Genomic DNA, 17,303 nt, shown 5'->3' with positions numbered 1-17,303 from the left:
CGCCGCCGACAACCCTCACGGCATTAAGTCTGCCCGTTGTGCCCGGCCGCTTTGGCATCGCCGGGAGGGATAGGCGACGATAGAGGGCGTGTACGACCAAGAATTCGTGACCAACCCCGACGCCGAGGATGTTGGGTCGCGCATTGATCCGGTACTGGCGCGCAGCTGGCTGCTCGTCAATGGTGCCCAGTTTGAGCGGTTCGAACCGGCTTCGCGGTCGCGTGCCGACATCGTCATCATCGACATCGAAGACGCGGTAGCGCCGAAGGATAAGGTGGCCGCCCGCGACAATGCGGTGCGATGGATGACCGAGGGCCACGACGACTGGGTCCGCATTAACGGTTTTGGTACTCCCTGGTGGGCTGACGACCTCGCGGCACTGTCGAAGACCTCGGTTGGCGGCGTCATGCTGGCCATGGTCGAGTCGATGGACCATGTGACCGAGACGGCGAACCGGCTGCCCAATGTGCCGATCGTCGCGCTGGTGGAGACCGCCCGCGGCCTGGAGCGGATCGGCGAGATCGCGTCGGCCAAGGGCACGTTCCGGCTGGCCTTCGGCATCGGCGACTTCCGCCGCGACACCGGCTTCGGCGAGAACCCAATGACGCTCGCTTATGCGCGGTCGCGCTTCACCATCGCGGCGAAGGCCGCGCACCTGCCCAGTGCGATCGACGGCCCCACAGTCGGTTCGAGCGCGCTGAAGCTCTCGGAAGCCACCTCGGTCAGCGTCGAGTTCGGCATGACCGGCAAGATCTGTCTGACCCCCGACCAGTGTGCGCCGGTCAACGAGGGCCTCTCGCCCTCGCAGGACGACATCAAGTGGGCGCGCGAATTCTTCGCGGAGTTCGACGCCGACGGGGGCGAGATCCGCAATGGTTCGGACCTGCCCCGGATCGCCCGGGCCACGAAGATCCTCGACCTGGCTCGGGCGTACGGGATCACCACCAGCACCTATGCCACCGACGAGGCCGGGCATTCCACCGCACCTTCGGATACGTACCACTATTGAGTCGACGCGGGTCGGGTGCACTGCTCGCGGTCAGCGCGGGCAGCAGCGCACTCGTCCTCGGCGCGGGGATGCGCGGCGGTTCGCTGCTCATGCGCGATGCGGTGTCGACGCCGCGGTCCTACCTGACTGACGCCGCACTAGGCCTGGGCGAGAGCCCCGCGCGGGCGGTGCCCCAGGACGCGCTGTTGGCGATGGTCGGCGCCGTCCTTCCGGGGACGGGCGTCGTCATCGCCCTGACCTGGATCGCGTTGATGCTCAGCGGAATCGGCGCCGGGATCCTTGCCGGACGAGTCGTGTCCGACGCTGGCTGGGCGCCTCGGTGCGCTGCGGCGCTTGTCGCGGTGTGGAATCCGTGGGTCGTCGAGAGAATGATGCAGGGCCACTGGAGCTTGTTCGCCGGGTACGCCGCCATCCCGTGGATTCTTGTTGCCGCCGAACGTATTTGGCGTTCGGAGGCAGCGGGCTGGCCGCTGTTGTGGGCTGCGGTTCTCGGTGCGGGGCTCACCCCGACCGGTTCCGTGCTGGCCGCAGCCGCGGTGCTGGCGGCGGTGATCCTCCCGGCCCCGACCAACCCGCGACGACTCTTCGCGGCATTGGCCGCCGTGGTGATCGGCGCTGCACCGTGGCTCGTTGCGACCGCGCTGGGATCCGCGTCGACGGTCGGGGATCCGGCCGGGGCGCAAGTGTTCTCGTTGCGGGCCGAGCCGGGCCTGGGGCGCGTGCTGACTGCATTCGGCATGGCCGGAATCTGGAATGCCGACGCCGTGCCCGCGAGCCGCACCACGTGGTGGGCCGCGGTCGCGACGGTCCTGTTCCTCGCCGTGGTGGCGGCCGGGTGGTGGCACCTGCGCCGTCGGGAGGGTCGAGAATCCCGGGGGCTGGCGATCATCGCCGCGGCGTTGGCACTCACCACCGTCGCCTTCGTCGTCCTCGCGTCGACGAGTTGGGGAGTCTCGACGATGGGGTGGGCGGTCGAGCACATCGCCGGGGCCGGGCTGTTCCGGGACACCCAGAAGTTCCTTGCGTTGTGCCTGCCCGCCGTCGCCATCGGGGTGGCGGGGGCGGTTGCGGGTCTGGGCCGGTTCGTCCCGGCCGGGTTCGCGCTCACCGGTGTGGCGGTGCTCATCGTCGCACCGCTTCCCGATGGTGCGGCGCGCCTCCATCCGGTGGACCTGCCCGCCGACTGGCAGACGGTGGCCCAGATGATCCCGAAAGATCAAGGGGCGGTGGCACTCTGGCCCACCGGAATGATCCGGGACTACTCGTTCACCTCGACGCCCAGCCTCGACCCGGCGCGGCGACTGCTACGCGCACCGGTCCTCGAATCCGGTGCCCTCGACATCGACGGCACGACCGTCGACGCCAACCCGACGCGCCGCGCGGCCGCGTTGGAGCGCGCGCTGACCGAGGGGGCCGGGCCGTCGGTGTTGGCGTCTCACGGGGTTGGCTGGGTGCTCGTCGAAGAACCGGAGCGCACGGGCACTCCATCTGGGCTGTCCACGGCGACACCGGTTTTCGACGGCGACTATCTGCGGCTGTACCGGATCGAGAACCCGGCGGTCATTCCCGGGGCGTCGGCGTTATCCCGCGCGGTGGTCATCGGGGCCCACCTGGTGTGGCTGCTCGGGTTGTTTTCCGCGCTGGTACTGGTGGCGGGCCGGATCGGTCAGCGCGGCGCCAGGACCTGCTCGAAGACCGCGGTGAATCCGTCGGCGGTGGCCGACCAGGAGTAGCCGGCGGCGGCCTCGCGGGCCGCCGTACCCAGGCTACGGGCCTCGTCGGGGTTCTCCAGCAGTTCGCGGGTGGCGGCAGCGAGCTCAGCCGGGCCGTCGACGAGCAGCCCAGTCACCCCGTCCTCGATCGAATCGGTCAACCCGGCCGAGCAGCGGTACCCGATTGTTGGCACGCCGTGCTGTGCTGCCTCGATCACCGCGATGCCCCACCCCTCCTTGCGTGACGGCATGAGGTGCACGTGCGCGCTGGCGAGCAGCTCGTGTTTGCGTGCCTCGGATACGTGGCCGTGGAAGTGGACGCGGTCGGCGATGTCCAGCGCCTCGGCATGGGCGCGCAGCCGGTCGCCCCACCAGCCGCCGCCGACGACGTCGAGGGTCAGGTCGGGGATATCGGTGCGCAGGGCGGCGACGACTCCGAGGGCATGCTCGACCTGCTTGTGCGGCACCAGGCGGGACAGGGCAACGATCCGGTACTCGTCCGCGGCCACATCGACCGCGTGCGGCGGGTCGATCCCGGCGCGCACCACCGAGATCCGCGTCGGGTCGACGCCGAGGCCGACGAGCTCGTCTCGTGACGGTGCCGAGACGGTGACATAGCGTCGGTGGCGATGCGCCCACGGCGACAGTCGCGACTCGATCCACCAGCCGATTCGCGACAGCACCGGACCCGCGACCGGCCACTGCTCGCGGTGACAGTGGTGCACCAGCACGACGACGCGCCGGGTCAGCAGCGACGCGAAGAACGGCACCCCGTTCTGGGTGTCGACCACCACGTCGGGAAAGATGCCGCGTAGCGGTCCGATGCCCAGCCGTGCGCCGGCCAGGATGAGCAGCGCGCGCGGATACACCGACAGCCGTCCGCCGCGGCGGATGATCCGCACGCCGTCGACGACGGTCTCAGCGTCGCAGCCGGGGAATGCCGCCGTCAGCAAGGTCACTCGGGCGCCGCGCCTCGCCAGTTCGGCGCCGACCCGTTGGATGTAGCGCTCACTGCCGCCGCCTTGGGGGTGTTCAAGATCGCGCCAGCACAGCAGGGTGATGACGGGGGCGGACGCGGGGGCGGACATAACTCCGACCAGGATACGCACCCGGGTGGCGACTACTGTTCCTGCTGTGTTCGACCGCATGAAACGCCAAGCGACGTGGCGCCGGGCCTGGGGCCTGCTCCGCGACTTCCGCTACGAGCAGTCTGATCCGGCGCGCTTCTACGGCGCATTGGCCGTCGATACCGCGGAGATGGTCGATGCGCTGGCAGGCACGGGAGGGGCGGTGGTGCTCGACGTCGGGGGTGGGCCGGGCTACTTCGCCGATGCCTTTGCCCGACGCGGGGTCCGCTATCTGGCCGTCGACCCCGATGCCGGCGAACTGCGCGCCGCTGGGCTGGCCCACCGCACGACGGTGCGCGCGGCAGGGGAGGCGCTGCCGTTCGCCGACGGCTCGGTGGACGTGTGCTTGTCGTCGAACGTGGTGGAGCACACGCCGCGGCCGTGGGAGATGGCTGACGAGATGATCCGGGTGACCCGCCCCGGTGGGGTGATCATCATCAGCTACACGCTGTGGTGGGGGCCATTCGGCGGGCATGAGATGGGGCTGACCCACTATCTGGGCGGTCACCGCGCCGCGGCCCGCTACACCCGGCGCCACGGGCACCCGCCGAAGAATTTCTACGGCGAGTCGCTGTTCAAAGTCACTGCGGCACAGGGGCTGGCGTGGGCAAGAAGTGCGCGCGGCGCCTCGTTACTCGGCGCCTTCCCTCGGTACTTACCCCGGTGGATGTGGTGGGTTCTCAAGGTTCCGGGCGTGCGCGAGGTCGCCGCCACGAATCTGGTACTGGTGCTGCGTCGGGACGGGTGATGCGGCACCCGGCCGGTTTGTGTCAGCGGTTTGCCCGTCACACGGCGAGTCACTGGCTAGTGTGGTGCCAGTCATAGCGGTCCGCTAACCTGATCGTCGGACAACGCCCGTAGTCAGAAACCCGTTAGGGCTGGTGGGCACGAGGGGAAAGGTGCACATGGCACTGCGCAACGTTATCGAGCAGATCTCGGACACTATCGGCGCCATCAAGGTGCTCCAGAATTCCGGAGCGATCAATCTCAAGCAGCCCAGGAAGGCGGCCGAGGCGGCCAAGCTGGCCAAACTGGTGGGGCCGGTCGCCACGGTGGTCGGACATGTTGCGAGCGAGTATCCAGGCCAACCGGCGGTGGTCGATGAAGCAGGCACCCTGACGTACGCAGAGTTGGATGCGCGGGCCAACGCCGTCGCCAACCAATTGCATGCCGATGGTCTGCGCCAAGGCGATGTGGTGGGCGTGATTGCCCGCGACCACCGCGGCCTGTTGACGATGATCGCCGCAACCGGCCGAGCCGGGATCCGGCTGGCCATGATGAACACCGGCTTCGGCAAGCCGCAGTTCAACGAGGTGGCTGAGCGTGAGGGCATCAAAGCCATGTTCTACGACGAGGAGTTCAGCGACCTCGTTGCCGACTTCCCGGCCGACAAGCGAACCCTTACCTGGGTCGATACCAAGGCGCCCAAAGGAATTCGCGTCCTGGAGGACATCGCTGCCACCGGCAACACCGCGAAGCCGCCGGTTCCCTCGGAGTTCGCCGGATTCGTCATCCTGACCAGCGGAACGACCGGGCTGCCCAAGGGGGCCCAGCGCGCGAAGCTCTCACCGTTCGCCAGTGCGCTCATCCTCGACCGGATCCCGCTGCCGCAGCGCAAGGCTGCGGTGATCGTGTCACCCATCTTCCACTCCACCGGGTGGGCGATGTGGGGGGTGTCCACGGCACTGGGCAACACCGCCGTGCTCATGCGCCGCTTCGATCCGGAGAAGACGCTGCAGGCCATTGCCGAGCACAAGGCCGAGGTGCTCGTCGCGGTCCCGACCATGCTGTACCGGATCCTCGCGTTGGGTGACGAGGTCATCGCCAAGTACGACACCTCGTCGCTCAAGACCGTCGTGGTCGCCGGGTCGGCGTTGCCGCCTGCCCTGTGTGAGCGGTGGCAGGACACCTTCGGCGACACGCTGTACAACCTGTACGGCTCGACTGAGGTCGCGGTCGCGGCCGTCGCCCAGCCGAAAGACCTGCGTCTGGCGCCCGGGTCTATCGGGAAACCGCCCATCTCAAGCTATCTGCGGCTTTACGACGACAACGACAAACAGGTCACCGCGCGCAACGTGCCCGGCCGGCTGTTCGTGCGCAACGGTGCGCCGTTCGAGGGGTACACCGACGGTCGCAGCAAGCAGGTCATCGACGGTTACATGTCGACCGGCGACATGGCGCTGCGCGACGAACACGGCCTGTGGCACATCGCCGGGCGTGACGACGACATGATCGTTTCCGGTGGGGAGAACCTCTACCCGCAAGAGGTGGAGAACCTGCTGGCGGCGCATCCCGATGTTGCCGATGTCGCCGTGATCGGGGTGGACGACGAGGAGTTCGGCAAGCGGCTGCGGGCCTTCATCGTCGCGGCCGAGGGTAAGCAGCCCACCGAGGACGAGATCCGCGCCTACGTCAAGGCAAATCTGGCGCGCTACAAGGTGCCGCGTGATGTCGTTATTGTCGACGATCTCCCGCGTAACCCGACCGGCAAACTCGTGCGCCGGGAATTGCCAACTGGGCCGCTGACCTAGCCGACCTGCCCCAGCGCAAGAGCCCGACTGCTGCAGCAGTCGGGCCCTTTTGCGTCGCGGATCGCGGGTGCTCAGTACCAGCCGTAATAGTGGCGACGGCGGTGCGCATCCCACATGCGGCGGCGGTAGCGGCGGCGGTGGCGCCAGCCCGGGCCGTAGCCATCGTTCCCGTATCCACCGTGGTGGCGCGGGCGGTCGTAGTCGTAATCGTGGTGGTGACGAGGCATCGTCTTGTCCTTTCGTGCCGGGGTCGAACTCTTCAACCACCAAGAACGTATCCAGCGCACCTCCGCAGCAACGTGTCACAGCCTGGACGGTTCCTGGGAATCCGTCCGCCAGGGTTCAGACAATGTCGGCGCGGTGTTCGTCGGGGACTCCGCGCCCGTCCCGGACAACGGTCGGGGCTACCGCCTACCCTGGTCCCATGCCGTCGTTCGATCCGTTGGAGTTCTTCACCGCCGCGGATCTTTACGACGACTTCGATCCCGGCAGTATTCAACGGGGGATCGGCTACGCTGACCGCGGCCGCATCATGAACCGAACCTGGTCCGACGACGGGCTGTCGTTGCGCGCCAAGTGTGTCGGCTCTGGGCGTGTCTACGACGTCGTTGTGCAGTTCGCGGCCCAGGGGGCCGGTGGCCGCAGTCTGACTGTCGCAACGTGCACCTGTCCGGTCGGTGCTGAGTGCAAGCACGCCGTCGCGCTTCTGGTCACCGAGTCGCGGGACCCGGCAGCAGGGGCAGGGGGCCCGGCGGGCTCCCCCTGGCGCACGGTCCTGGGCGGGCTTACCGCGCAGACGGCACCGGGGCCTTCGGCGGTGGCGCTCGGCCGTTCGTTGGGTATCCAGTTTCATCTGCCCAAGGCCACGCAGTACGCGCAACACCCGGCGCCCACCATCGCGTTGGTGACCACGGGCAAGACCGGAAGTTGGATCAAGACCGGGATCAACTGGACGGCCACGGTCGCGGGGTCGGGCTATGTGCCGGGGATGTCGGGGCGGTTCGACCCAGAACAGTACGACGACGAGCAGTTGCGCGCGATCCGCGGGATCGCCCGTGCCTTCGCGACGAACTATCAGGCACACAGCGGTGGTTCACTCGCGCTCGGCTCGGCCCCCGCCGACATTTGGGATCTGCTGGAGCGGGCTCGTGACGCGGGGGTGGCCCTGTTGCCATCGCCGACGCTGGGCGTGGCGTCGGTGGAGTTGATTAAGACCTCCGGAGTAGGGCTGGAGGTGTCTCGTGCCACCGGCGACCGCGGTGGGATCACCGTGCGGACCTTCGTGCACGTCAACCACGAGGCGTACGACGGTGGACCGGTGGGGTTGATCGGTGTCCCCCGCCCGCATGGGATGTTCTCGATCAGCGGGACGGCAATGCTGATCGGTCCGTTCACTTCGCCCGGTGATGACCGTGGGCTGGAGCGTCTGCTCGCCGCCCCGGCGATGCACATCCCCGAGGAGGAAGTGGCGGAGTTCGCCACCGAAGTGGTGCCGACGCTGCCGGCGTCGTTGCCGGTGCTCGTCGACGACGAGGCCATCGTCAAGCCGAGGATCGACGGGCCGTTTGAACTGCTGCGGATCGACCTCAACGAGCAGGGTGCGCGGGTCCGCTGGGGTGCCGCTTACGAGATCAATGGTCGCCTCAAGCCCGTCGCCGCGGGGTCGGGCGCACTGGCGTACCGCGACGTCGAGGCGGAGTCACGTGCGCTGGCGCAGGTGCGCGACGCGATGCAGACGGTCGCCGCGGTGTGCGGCCGGTGGCGCAACCAGGCCATCCACCACCTCCAGCAGGACATGCGCAACGCAGGTCCACCGGCCCGGGTCGAGTTGCAGAACCGGATCGACGATCTTGCCGAAGCGCCGTCGGTGCCCGACGCCGCCCGGATCGCCGATGTGGACCTGTTGCGTCGCGTCTATACCTATTCGCCCGTCGACGCCGCAGTGCTCTGCCACGAGGTGTTGCCGCTGCTGCGCGAACACGGGATCCACGTCGAGGTCGACGGTGACGCGGACCGATTCCGCGCCGCGCAGGGCGATCCGGATATCACGCTGACCGCCGACGACGGCGGCAACGACTGGTTCAACCTGCACGTGCGGGTCGAGGTTGACGGCGCGGTGGTGCCGCTGGACCGGCTGATCGTCGAGTTGAACAGCAGCGCGACGCACATGCTCCTCGACGACGGGACCTACTTCCCGCTCGACCATCCGGCGCTGGCGCGGCTGGCCGAGTTGCTCGACGAAGCACGGGCGCTGGGGGAGATCGAGGGATCGCGGGTGCGCCGCGAGTCCTACAACGCGACGTTGTGGGAGGAACTGCTCTCCCTCGGCGTCGTCGACGGCGATCTGGTCCGGTGGCAACAACGGATGGTCCACCTCGCGACGGCGTCGCTGCCCGAGCCCGGCACCCCGCCACCCACGCTGCAGGCGCAGCTGCGCGACTATCAGCTCGACGGCTACAACTGGCTGAAGTTCTTGTGGGACAACCGGATCGGCGGAGTCCTCGCCGATGACATGGGGTTGGGCAAGACGGTGCAGGGATTGTCGTTGATCGCCAGCGCCCTGCAGGACGATCCCGACGCGCGGTTCTTGGTGATCGCACCCACCAGCGTCGTCGGGAACTGGGTGCGCGAAGCAGCCAAGTTCTTACCGTCGGCGCCAGCGGTATCGGTGTCGTCGGTGCGGACCGACGGGCCGGTCGACGAGCAGATCGGTGACGCGCGGATCGTCGTCACGTCGTACACCCTGTTCCGGCTGCAATTCGACGCCTTCGAGTCCTTCGATTGGGCGGCAGTGTTCTTCGACGAAGCGCAGTTCATCAAGAACCACAACGGCAAGACCCACCAGTGCGCCCGCCGGCTCACCGCGCAGATGAAGGTCGCGATGACCGGCACGCCGATGGAGAACAGCCTGATGGAACTGTGGGCGTTGCTGTCGGTGAGTGCGCCGGGACTCTTCCCCTCGCCCAAGGCGTTCACCGACTACTTCCGCAAGCCGATCGAATCCGGTGCCGAGCCGCAGCGCCTCGCCCTGCTGCGCCGCCGGATCCGCCCGATCATGCTCCGGCGCACCAAAGACCAAGTGGTGAAGGATCTGCCGCCAAAGCAGGAACAGATCCTCGCCCTGGACCTGCACCCCAAGCACGAAAAGATCTACCAGACCCGGCTCAACCGTGAACGGCAGAAAGTCCTTGGGCTGCTGGGGGATTGGGAACGCAACCGGTTCGAGATCTTCCGATCGCTCACCATGCTGCGACAGCTGAGCTTGCATGCCGGACTGGTCGACGAGAAGGATGCCGGTGTCGCGTCGGCGAAGATCGATCATCTCGCCGAGCAGTTGCCCGAGCTGATTGCCGAGGGGCATTCGGCGCTGGTGTTCAGCCAGTTCACCGGATTCCTCGCGCTGGTGCGCGAGCGTCTCGATGAGCTGGGCATCGGCTACGCCTACCTCGACGGGTCGATGACGGCGAAGGCGCGCTCGGCCGAGATCGCCCGGTTCACCGGTGGGCAGGTGCAGGTCTTCCTGATCAGCCTCAAGGCTGGCGGATTCGGGTTGAACCTGACCGAGGCCGACTACTGCTTTGTGTGCGATCCGTGGTGGAACCCGGCCGCCGAAGCCCAAGCTGTCGACCGAGCCCACCGCATCGGCCAGACTCGGCCGGTGACCGTGTACCGCTTGGTGTCGGCGGGGACCATCGAGGAGAAGGTCATCGCGCTGCAGGACCGCAAGCGCGAGTTATTCACTGCGGTGGTCGACGAGGGCGACTTGTTCGGCGCCGGGATCAGCGAGAGCGACATCCGCGAGTTGCTCGGCGAGGGAACATTGCCGACCTGAGGACCTGCCAGAAGTGGTCGAATTGAGGGGCCTGGAGGGCATATTTCCCTCGACCCCCCGGATTTTGGCCACTTCTGGCAGCAATGACGGTGCAGGCGCACGCCGGTCGGGCATGGTGGAGTCATGCGCAAACTGATCGTGCTGTTGGGTGCCGGGGTGCTGGCACTCGGGCTGTCCGCGTGTGATGTCCGCCCCGGTGCGGGTCCGGAGAAGTCAACGAAGGTTGTGACGATCGTCGCGGTCGTTGACGGCAAACCCGCCAACGGGTTTCACATGGAACCGATGACTGGCGACAACACCATCGACTGCCAGTACGCGACGATCAGTCGGGCGGCGACCACGATGGGGGTGTTTGGCGGGTGCGGTGCGTCGGCGCAATCGGCCGATGTGTGTTGGCCGGGGAAGGACAACACGTTGCTGTGCGGGGTGACACCGTGGGACAAGGTGCTTATCGGCTGGACGATCACCGCGGGGCAGTTGCCGCTGGGTGCTGAGCCGAAGGCCGAGCCCGAGCCGTGGGGGATGGAACTGGCTGACGGCCGCAAGTGCCGCGCTCGGGTGGGTGGCGCGTGGGGCGGGAGATCCGATGGGATGGTCGGCGCCTACTCGTGCACCGGCTCGCAGCAGGAGGTTGTGCTGCAGGGCGGCGACGCTGCTACCGCCGTCGACCGTTCGACTCCGATCTGGACGGTCCAGGTCGGCAAACTCGGTGCCGGGGCGCCTGACTTTGGCCCACCGAGCCGGGTCGGGGTTCGGGTCGCCTACTTCGCCGGGGCGCAGGTAGGAGGATGACACCATGGCATTCACCGATAGCGAACTGGCCTATTTGAAGAGTCAACGGTTGGGTCGTTTGGCGACGCAGAAGCCGAACGGCACGCTGCAGAACAGCCCGGTCGGCTTCTCGGTCAACGACGACGGGACGGTCGATGTCGGGGGATACAACATGGATCAGAGTCGCAAGTATCGCAACGTCGCTGAGAACGGCCGGGTAGCACTCGTCGTCGACGATCTCGCCTCGGTCAAGCCGTGGCGGGTCCGCTGCGTGGAGATTCGGGGCCGCGGCGAGGCCGTACCCGGTACCGGGGAATCGGGCGCGATTGTCCGGATCCATCCCGAACGGGTGATCAGCTTCGGCCTCGACGAGGAGCGCGAAGCGCACAGACTCACGGTCAACTCCCGCGATGTGTAGGCCTTCCTCGGCGATCCGCGGTGCGTACGGAGCATCGTCGGGACCGTTCGTGGGTTGTTACCTTCGGCGGATCGACCTATCGTCGATGGTGGTAGACGAGCATGTTGGGAGTCGACGATGAAGACAGCGATCGTTGCTGGAGCAATCGCCCTGGCCTTTGGGGTGGCCGGCGCGGCCCATGCCGAACCGGATCAGCAGTCCGAGCGCAGCGTCCTGATGGGTACCGCCTGCCAGTCCGTCGGCGACACCGCCCAGGAGCCGAGCGATGGATCGCTGGTGGTGTGCGACATGAACCCGCAGGTCGGCTACCCGACCTGGCTGGCACCGTGATTCGCTGCTGAGAAAAGCCCCCAGACGAGGCGCCGAGGGAAGACTTCCCTCGGCGCCTCGTCTGTGTCGCATTCTCAGCAGCTAACCGGTTCACCGGCGGTGTGGACGTGGTAGGCGACGCCGAGGAAGGTGCGCCGCGACAACGCCGGGGTGGGGTTCGGGTCGGGCATGGTGCAATCATCGCGCCGGCCAGAGCGGGTCGTCTGGCGCATCGGGTGATCGGGCCCCGGATCTATAGTGGTCGGACATTCGTCGCGGCCGGGTTGGGAGATTGATGTGACAGCGCAACCGGAACCGGAGATCGACGCGCGCAAGGTGCGTTCGCGCAAGCGACTGTTGGACGCGGCTGCTTCGCTGTTGAACCGGGGTGGCGTGCAGGCGGTCACGGTCGATGCCGTCACCCGGGTGTCGCGGGTGGCTCGCACCACGCTGTACCGGCATTTCGACAGCACCACCGAGCTGATTGCGGCGGCGCTGGAACGGATGCTTCCTGACGTCGTGGCGCCGCCGAGGACCGGTGTGGTGCGCGACGATCTGGTCGCTGCGCTGGACTGGTTGGTCGAACAACTCGATCAGGCACCGGTGCCGGTGACCACGATCGCTGGCTCGCGGTGAGTCTTGATGAGGGGGACCATGTTGGGGCGGCCGCCGTCGTCGATCTGCGGGATCGGCTGATCCGGCAGTATCGGGAACCGTTCGACGCCGTGTTACGCAGCGAGTCCACGGTGCACGAGATCGGGGAGGTCGACGGCGATGTGGCGTTTGCACAGGTGGTCGGCCCGGTGCTGCTTGCCCGGCTGACCGGGGACGGTGTGGTGGCTATCGACCGTGCGGGTCGGCGGCGTGTCGTCGACGATTTCTTGGCGGCCCGAACCGTGCCCGTTGACCCAGATTCCTGATTCTCCCGCCAGAAAACGCTACTCTCGGTATCGTTTCGCTACCGGAAGTAGCGTTGTGGAGGGGAGTCGGCGGTGGGAGTACACAACATCGTGGTCAACCGGCTACGCCGGGGCGGCAACCATGCTGCCGACAGCCAGGTTCTGCGCCGGCTCGCGGCCTACTCGATCGACCACAAGGCCATCGTCATCGGCGCTTGGCTCCTCGCCGCGATCGCGCTGAATGCGGTTGTGCCGCAATTGGAAGCGGTGGTGAGAAAGCAGGCCGTCGATCCGATACCGGCCAGCGTCGCATCCCTGCAGGCGTTGACCGCCATGGGCGAAGCCTTCCATGAGCCGGGCGCCGCGGCGACCGCCTTCGTGGTGATGGGCAACCCGAAGGGGATCGACGGTGCCGCACGCACCGGTTATGACCGGTTGGTCGCTCGGCTGCGGGCCCAGCCCGAGCATGTGCAGTCGGTCCGGGATCTGCTGTCGGATCCGATTGCCGCAAAACAGGTGGTCAGTGCCGACGGAAAGGCCTGGTGGCTGCCGCTGGGGTTGACCGGACACTTCGGCGGCCCCGACGCAGCTGAGGCGATAGACGCCGTCCGAGTAACGGCGGAAGAGGTCTTCGACGGGTCTGGAACCGTTGTGCACGTCACTGGACCGGCGGCGACCTTCGCCGACCAGACCGAGACGGCTGAGGCCGACCTGTTGGTCATCTCGATCGCGACGCTGATCCTGATCGGCCTCATCCTGCTGGTGGTGTACCGCTCGGTGGTGACCGCCCTGTTGCCCTTGCTGGTGATCGGCGCGAGTCTGGCCGTCGCCCGCGGGATGTTGGCGGCGCTGGGCACGGCGGGACTGCCGATCTCGCAGTACTCAACGGCCTTTCTCACCGCGATCCTGCTCGGCGCGGGCACCGACTATTCGGTGTTCGTCATCGGGCGCTACCACGAGCGGATCCGGGCCGGCGAGTCGCCCGCGGACGCGGTGGTCGCTGCGACGGCCAGTATCGGCCGGGTCGTCCTGGCGTCTGCGCTGACCGTGGCATTGGCCTTGATGGCCATGGTGTTCGCGGACCTGAGCGCCTTCAAGACCGTCGGGCCGGCCTGCGCGATCGCCATCATGGTGACCTGTGCGGCGTCGTTGACACTGCTGCAACCGGCGTTGATGATCGCGGCCCGCCGCGGCCACGGTCTGCCGCGCACCGATCTCACCGCGACCCACTGGCGCCGGGTGGGTGCGCTGGTGGTGCGCCGCCCGCAGGCGATGCTGGCCAGCAGTGTCGTCGTGTTGGTGGCACTCAGTCTCATCGCGTTGGGGATGGTGACCAGCTACGACGACCGTGCCGGGCAGCCCGCCGACACCGACAGCAACCAGGGGTATGCGCTGTTGGATGCGCATTTCCCGAAGGACATCGCGGTTTCCCAGTTCGTTCTGGTGAGTGCTCCGCAGGATCTGCGGACCGCGACCGGGCTAGCCGATCTGGACCAGATGGCGGCACGGATCGCGCAGCTGCCCGGTGTCACCCGGGTGGTCGGGGTGACTCGGCCGACCGGGGAGCGACTGACGCAGGCCCGACTGTCCTGGCAGAACGGGGAGATCGGCAAACGGTTGGGAACTGCTGTTGCCGAAGGCGAGGCGCGCAAGTCGGACCTGGAGCTGCTGCGGTCGGGATCGCGGCAGCTCGCCGCGGCGTTGAGTGAACTGCGTCGTCGGGTGGACACCGAGTTGGCGCCCTTGATCGGTGCCGTCGACGGGGCGGCGGACACCGCGCAGGCCTTGCGGACCTACCGGCCTTGGGTAAGGCAGTTGGCGCAGGTGGCGCCGCAGCTCGATGACGCGGCACAGATCGCCCCGGCGGCCGCAACCGCCCGGGACGCCGGGCGGGCGGTGGCGGCACTCGAACCGGCGTTGCGCGCGCTGGAGGGGGCTGGATGCGCCGGTGTGCCGGTGTGCGCGCCGGTCCGGACCCACCTGCGCCAGTTGGTGGAACTGCGGCGTGCCGGGTTCTTCAACCAGGTGGCGGCGCTGGCCGACGGGGCGCGGCGCGGGGAGCGTCCGATTGGCGCGATGGCCACCGACCTGGACCGGGCATTGGCGAGTATGGACACGCAGTTGGCTGCGGTGGCGGGAATGAATGTGGCGCAACGGTTCGCCGAGCTGCGCGTCGGGATTGGGCAGCTGGCCGATGGTTCGGCGCAGCTGGCCGCCGGGGTGAGTGCGTTGGTGGATTCGACGATGGAGACGCTTACCGGGATGGGGCAGGTGGCTGCGACGCTGCGGTTGGCCGCGACGCAGACGGCCGGCTCGGAGGCGGCGAGCGGCTTCTACCTGCCAGCCGCGGCCTACGAGAATCGGGATTTCGCCACCGTCGCACGACAGTTCATCTCGCCCGATGGGCGCACAGTCCGGTACGCGGTCCAGGCCGACGTTGATCCCTATTCGCCTGCGGCCGTGGAACTGTCGAACCGGATCGCCGAGGTGGCCGAGGCAGCACGGCCGAATACGCGGTTGGCCGGCGCGACGGTACGGGTCGCCGGATTCCCGGCGATCAATGCTGATCTGCAAGAACTGGTGCGACGAGATTTCCGGCTGCTGGCGATCCTCACGCTGCTGATCGTCGGGGTGATTCTGATGGTGCTGCTGCGGTCGGTGGTGGCGCCGATCTACCTGGTGGCAACGGTGATCCTTAACTACACCGCGGCGCTGGGGCTGGGGGTGTTGCTGTTCCAGCACATCCTGGGGCAGGCGATCTTTTGGCCGGTACCGGTGTTGGCGTTCATCATCCTGGTGGCGGTGGGGGCCGACTACAACATGTTGCTGGTGTCGCGGTTGCGGGAGGAGTCGGCGGCCGGGTTGCGGGTGGGGGTGATGCGGACCGTTGCCAGTACCGGGGCGGTGATCACCTCGGCCGGGCTGATCTTTGCGGCCAGCATGTTTGGCCTGATGGCCGGTTCGGTGGGGCTGATGGTGCAGACCGGATTCATCATCGGGATGGGGTTGCTGCTGGACACGTTCGTGGTGCGGACGCTGACCGTGCCCGCGATTGCGACGATGCTCGGCGAGGTCAGTTGGTGGCCTGGCGGTCGTCCAACGCGAGCCGTCGCCGGGGGCTAGGGTGACGGGAGAATGGAGGTCCGGTGAGTGCTGAGACGGCTGCCCTGCAGCGACTGCTCGACGAGGCGGAGATCGCCCGCTTGTTGACCCGGTACGCCACGGCGGTGGATTCTCGCGACTGGGACAGGTACCGCAGCGTGTTCACCCCCGATGCGTGGATCGACTACACCTCGGCGCCGCACGGTGAGGCCGGCACCCTCGACGAGACGGTCGACTGGCTGTCGAAGAACCTGACGATCCTGCCGCTGACCATGCACTACATCACCAACATCGACGCCCAGATCGACGGGGACACCGCGACGGTGCGGGCGATGTTCTACAACCAGCTGCAGATCCCCGGCGTCGACGGGTCGTCGTTTTGCGGGGGCTACTACAACCACACGTTGGTGCGGACCGCCGACGGCTGGCGCAGTACCCGGCTGATCGAGGACAACGAATGGTTCGAAAACAATCCCTTCGTCGCGGACTGATTGAGCGTGGATGGATCCTGCTGGCGCTGCCGGTGGTGGCGGGGTGTGGCACCTTTGCCGTCGAGCGCGCCGGATAGCCGGTAGCGTGGCGGCTATGCAGATTGTGAACCTTCGGTTTTATGTGAAACCCGAACTCGCCGACGAGTTCCCGGCCGCCATCGCCGACTTGGTGCAGGCGACGCGGGCCGAGCCGGGAAACCTGTGGTACCTGTGGTCGCGCAGCATCGACGACCCTAACGAGTTCATCGTCGTGGAGGGTTACACCGACGAGGGATTCGCGGCGCATGCGCAGAGTGCGCATTTCCAGGCCGGCGGGGCGACGATCGCCCCGTTCCTGGCGAAGACTCCCGACATCATCGTGCGCCAGGTCGAGGGTGACGGTTGGGAGCCGTTGAGCGTTCTCGCCGTGGACTGATTCAGGTTCGGCGATGTCGACGAAGCTGATGCTCACCGTCGGCGGCGATGGGGTCACCGCGGCGGTGCTCGACCCCGCGCTGCGGGCGGCGTTGGCGGCGGCAGGGGCCAGCGCGCTGCAGGTCAACGTCGACGACGAGGCGGTAGCCCCGGCGATGCGGCTGCACGCGGCACGACCGGTGACCGCGGTGCTGTCGGTGTGGACCGAGGGTGAGGCCCGGCCGGTGATCGATGCGGTGGCCGAGGCGACGGGGGTGCGCCCGGATGCGTATCGGGTGACCGAGATCGTCCGGCTCGACCCGCGTCCGGTGCCCGATGGGCGGCGCGCCGACGTGTTGGCGAATATGGCGCTGCTGCGAAGGCCGCCGACGATGGCGCAGCAGGACTACCTCGACTACTGGATGCTGGAGCACACGGCGGTGGCGATTCGCACCCAGAACACTGCGGCCTATGTGCAGAACATCGTCGACGAGGTGGTGACCGACGGGTCGCCCGCGCTCGCCGGGATCGTCGAGGAGCATTTCCCGATGGCCGCCATGGCAGATCCGCACGAGTTCTATGGCAGTCGGGGCGACGATGCCGAACTGGCCCGGCGCATCAATGAACTGATGGCCAGCGTCGCGAAATTCGGGGCCGGGGACGGGCTTGACCTGGTGCCGAGCAGTCGGTACCACTGGCGGCTCTAGGC

The 17,303-nt window shown here is 67.6% G+C and carries 16 protein-coding genes; 14 read left to right on the top strand and 2 right to left on the bottom strand.

Features of this window, described 5'->3' with window-relative positions; translation table 11 throughout:
• Window positions 1–88: 88 nt before the first annotated feature.
• Together nbrcactino_RS00445 and nbrcactino_RS00440 are read left to right on the top strand one after the other, a co-directional pair.
• Window positions 89–1,009 carry an HpcH/HpaI aldolase/citrate lyase family protein gene (locus tag nbrcactino_RS00445; protein WP_161925573.1) on the top strand — a complete coding sequence of 307 codons (921 nt, stop codon included), beginning with the start codon at window positions 89–91 and terminating at the stop codon, window positions 1,007–1,009.
• Complete coding sequence (locus nbrcactino_RS00440) at window positions 1,006–2,742, top strand: MmpA family trehalose lipid delivery protein (RefSeq protein ID WP_186343276.1); 1,737 nt, start codon at window positions 1,006–1,008, stop codon at window positions 2,740–2,742. The genes nbrcactino_RS00445 and nbrcactino_RS00440 overlap by 4 nt, the downstream gene beginning before the upstream one ends.
• Here the strand turns inward: nbrcactino_RS00440 and nbrcactino_RS00435 are convergent.
• The gene (locus tag nbrcactino_RS00435) at window positions 2,676–3,809 is read right to left on the bottom strand and encodes a glycosyltransferase family 4 protein (RefSeq protein ID WP_161925572.1); all 1,134 of its coding nucleotides are present in this window, start codon (window positions 3,807–3,809) and stop codon (window positions 2,676–2,678) included. The two genes, nbrcactino_RS00440 and nbrcactino_RS00435, sit on opposite strands and share 67 nt — an antisense overlap.
• Before the next feature lie 58 nt (window positions 3,810–3,867).
• Between nbrcactino_RS00435 and nbrcactino_RS00430 the strand changes: the two genes are divergently transcribed.
• A complete protein-coding gene (locus nbrcactino_RS00430; RefSeq protein WP_161925571.1) occupies window positions 3,868–4,596 on the top strand; it encodes a class I SAM-dependent methyltransferase in 729 nt (242 codons plus the stop codon).
• Between the two features lie 157 nt (window positions 4,597–4,753).
• Window positions 4,754–6,379: an acyl-CoA synthetase gene (locus tag nbrcactino_RS00425; RefSeq protein ID WP_161925570.1), complete on the top strand. Its 1,626-nt coding sequence runs from the start codon at window positions 4,754–4,756 to the stop codon at window positions 6,377–6,379.
• A gap of 71 nt (window positions 6,380–6,450) precedes the next feature.
• On the opposite strand, the gene nbrcactino_RS00420 is transcribed toward nbrcactino_RS00425, so the two are convergent.
• Complete coding sequence (locus tag nbrcactino_RS00420) at window positions 6,451–6,606, bottom strand: hypothetical protein (protein ID WP_161925569.1); 156 nt, start codon at window positions 6,604–6,606, stop codon at window positions 6,451–6,453.
• 197 nt (window positions 6,607–6,803) lie between these two features.
• On the opposite strand from nbrcactino_RS00420, the gene nbrcactino_RS00415 reads away from it, so the two are divergent.
• From nbrcactino_RS00415 to nbrcactino_RS00375, 10 genes are all read left to right on the top strand, one after another.
• Entirely contained in the window at window positions 6,804–10,211 is a 3,408-nt protein-coding gene (locus tag nbrcactino_RS00415; protein ID WP_161925568.1) for a DEAD/DEAH box helicase, read from the top strand.
• A 123-nt stretch (window positions 10,212–10,334) separates the two neighbouring features.
• Entirely contained in the window at window positions 10,335–11,003 is a 669-nt protein-coding gene (locus nbrcactino_RS00410) for a DcrB/PsbP domain-containing protein (protein WP_161925567.1), read from the top strand.
• 4 nt (window positions 11,004–11,007) lie between these two features.
• Window positions 11,008–11,400: a PPOX class F420-dependent oxidoreductase gene (locus nbrcactino_RS00405; RefSeq protein WP_161925566.1), complete on the top strand. Its 393-nt coding sequence runs from the start codon at window positions 11,008–11,010 to the stop codon at window positions 11,398–11,400.
• 117 nt (window positions 11,401–11,517) lie between these two features.
• Window positions 11,518–11,730: a hypothetical protein gene (locus nbrcactino_RS00400; protein ID WP_161925565.1), complete on the top strand. Its 213-nt coding sequence runs from the start codon at window positions 11,518–11,520 to the stop codon at window positions 11,728–11,730.
• Between the two features lie 276 nt (window positions 11,731–12,006).
• Entirely contained in the window at window positions 12,007–12,345 is a 339-nt protein-coding gene (locus nbrcactino_RS18065; RefSeq protein WP_228460590.1) for a TetR/AcrR family transcriptional regulator, read from the top strand.
• Entirely contained in the window at window positions 12,342–12,629 is a 288-nt protein-coding gene (locus nbrcactino_RS18060; protein ID WP_228460589.1) for a hypothetical protein, read from the top strand. The genes nbrcactino_RS18065 and nbrcactino_RS18060 overlap by 4 nt, the downstream gene beginning before the upstream one ends.
• Before the next feature lie 72 nt (window positions 12,630–12,701).
• Entirely contained in the window at window positions 12,702–15,731 is a 3,030-nt protein-coding gene (locus nbrcactino_RS00390; RefSeq protein WP_228460588.1) for an MMPL/RND family transporter, read from the top strand.
• 23 nt (window positions 15,732–15,754) lie between these two features.
• The gene (locus nbrcactino_RS00385) at window positions 15,755–16,201 is read left to right on the top strand and encodes a nuclear transport factor 2 family protein (protein WP_228460587.1); all 447 of its coding nucleotides are present in this window, start codon (window positions 15,755–15,757) and stop codon (window positions 16,199–16,201) included.
• Window positions 16,202–16,295: 94 nt separating this feature from the next.
• A complete protein-coding gene (locus nbrcactino_RS00380) occupies window positions 16,296–16,616 on the top strand; it encodes a putative quinol monooxygenase (RefSeq protein ID WP_161925564.1) in 321 nt (106 codons plus the stop codon).
• A 13-nt stretch (window positions 16,617–16,629) separates the two neighbouring features.
• The gene (locus tag nbrcactino_RS00375; RefSeq protein ID WP_228460586.1) at window positions 16,630–17,301 is read left to right on the top strand and encodes a hypothetical protein; all 672 of its coding nucleotides are present in this window, start codon (window positions 16,630–16,632) and stop codon (window positions 17,299–17,301) included.
• The last annotated feature ends 2 nt before the right edge of the window (window positions 17,302–17,303 follow it).

This window comes from Gordonia crocea (assembly GCF_009932435.1).
GTDB classification, from domain to species: domain Bacteria; phylum Actinomycetota; class Actinomycetes; order Mycobacteriales; family Mycobacteriaceae; genus Gordonia; species Gordonia crocea.
This window is presented reverse-complemented; position numbering and strand designations above follow the sequence as displayed.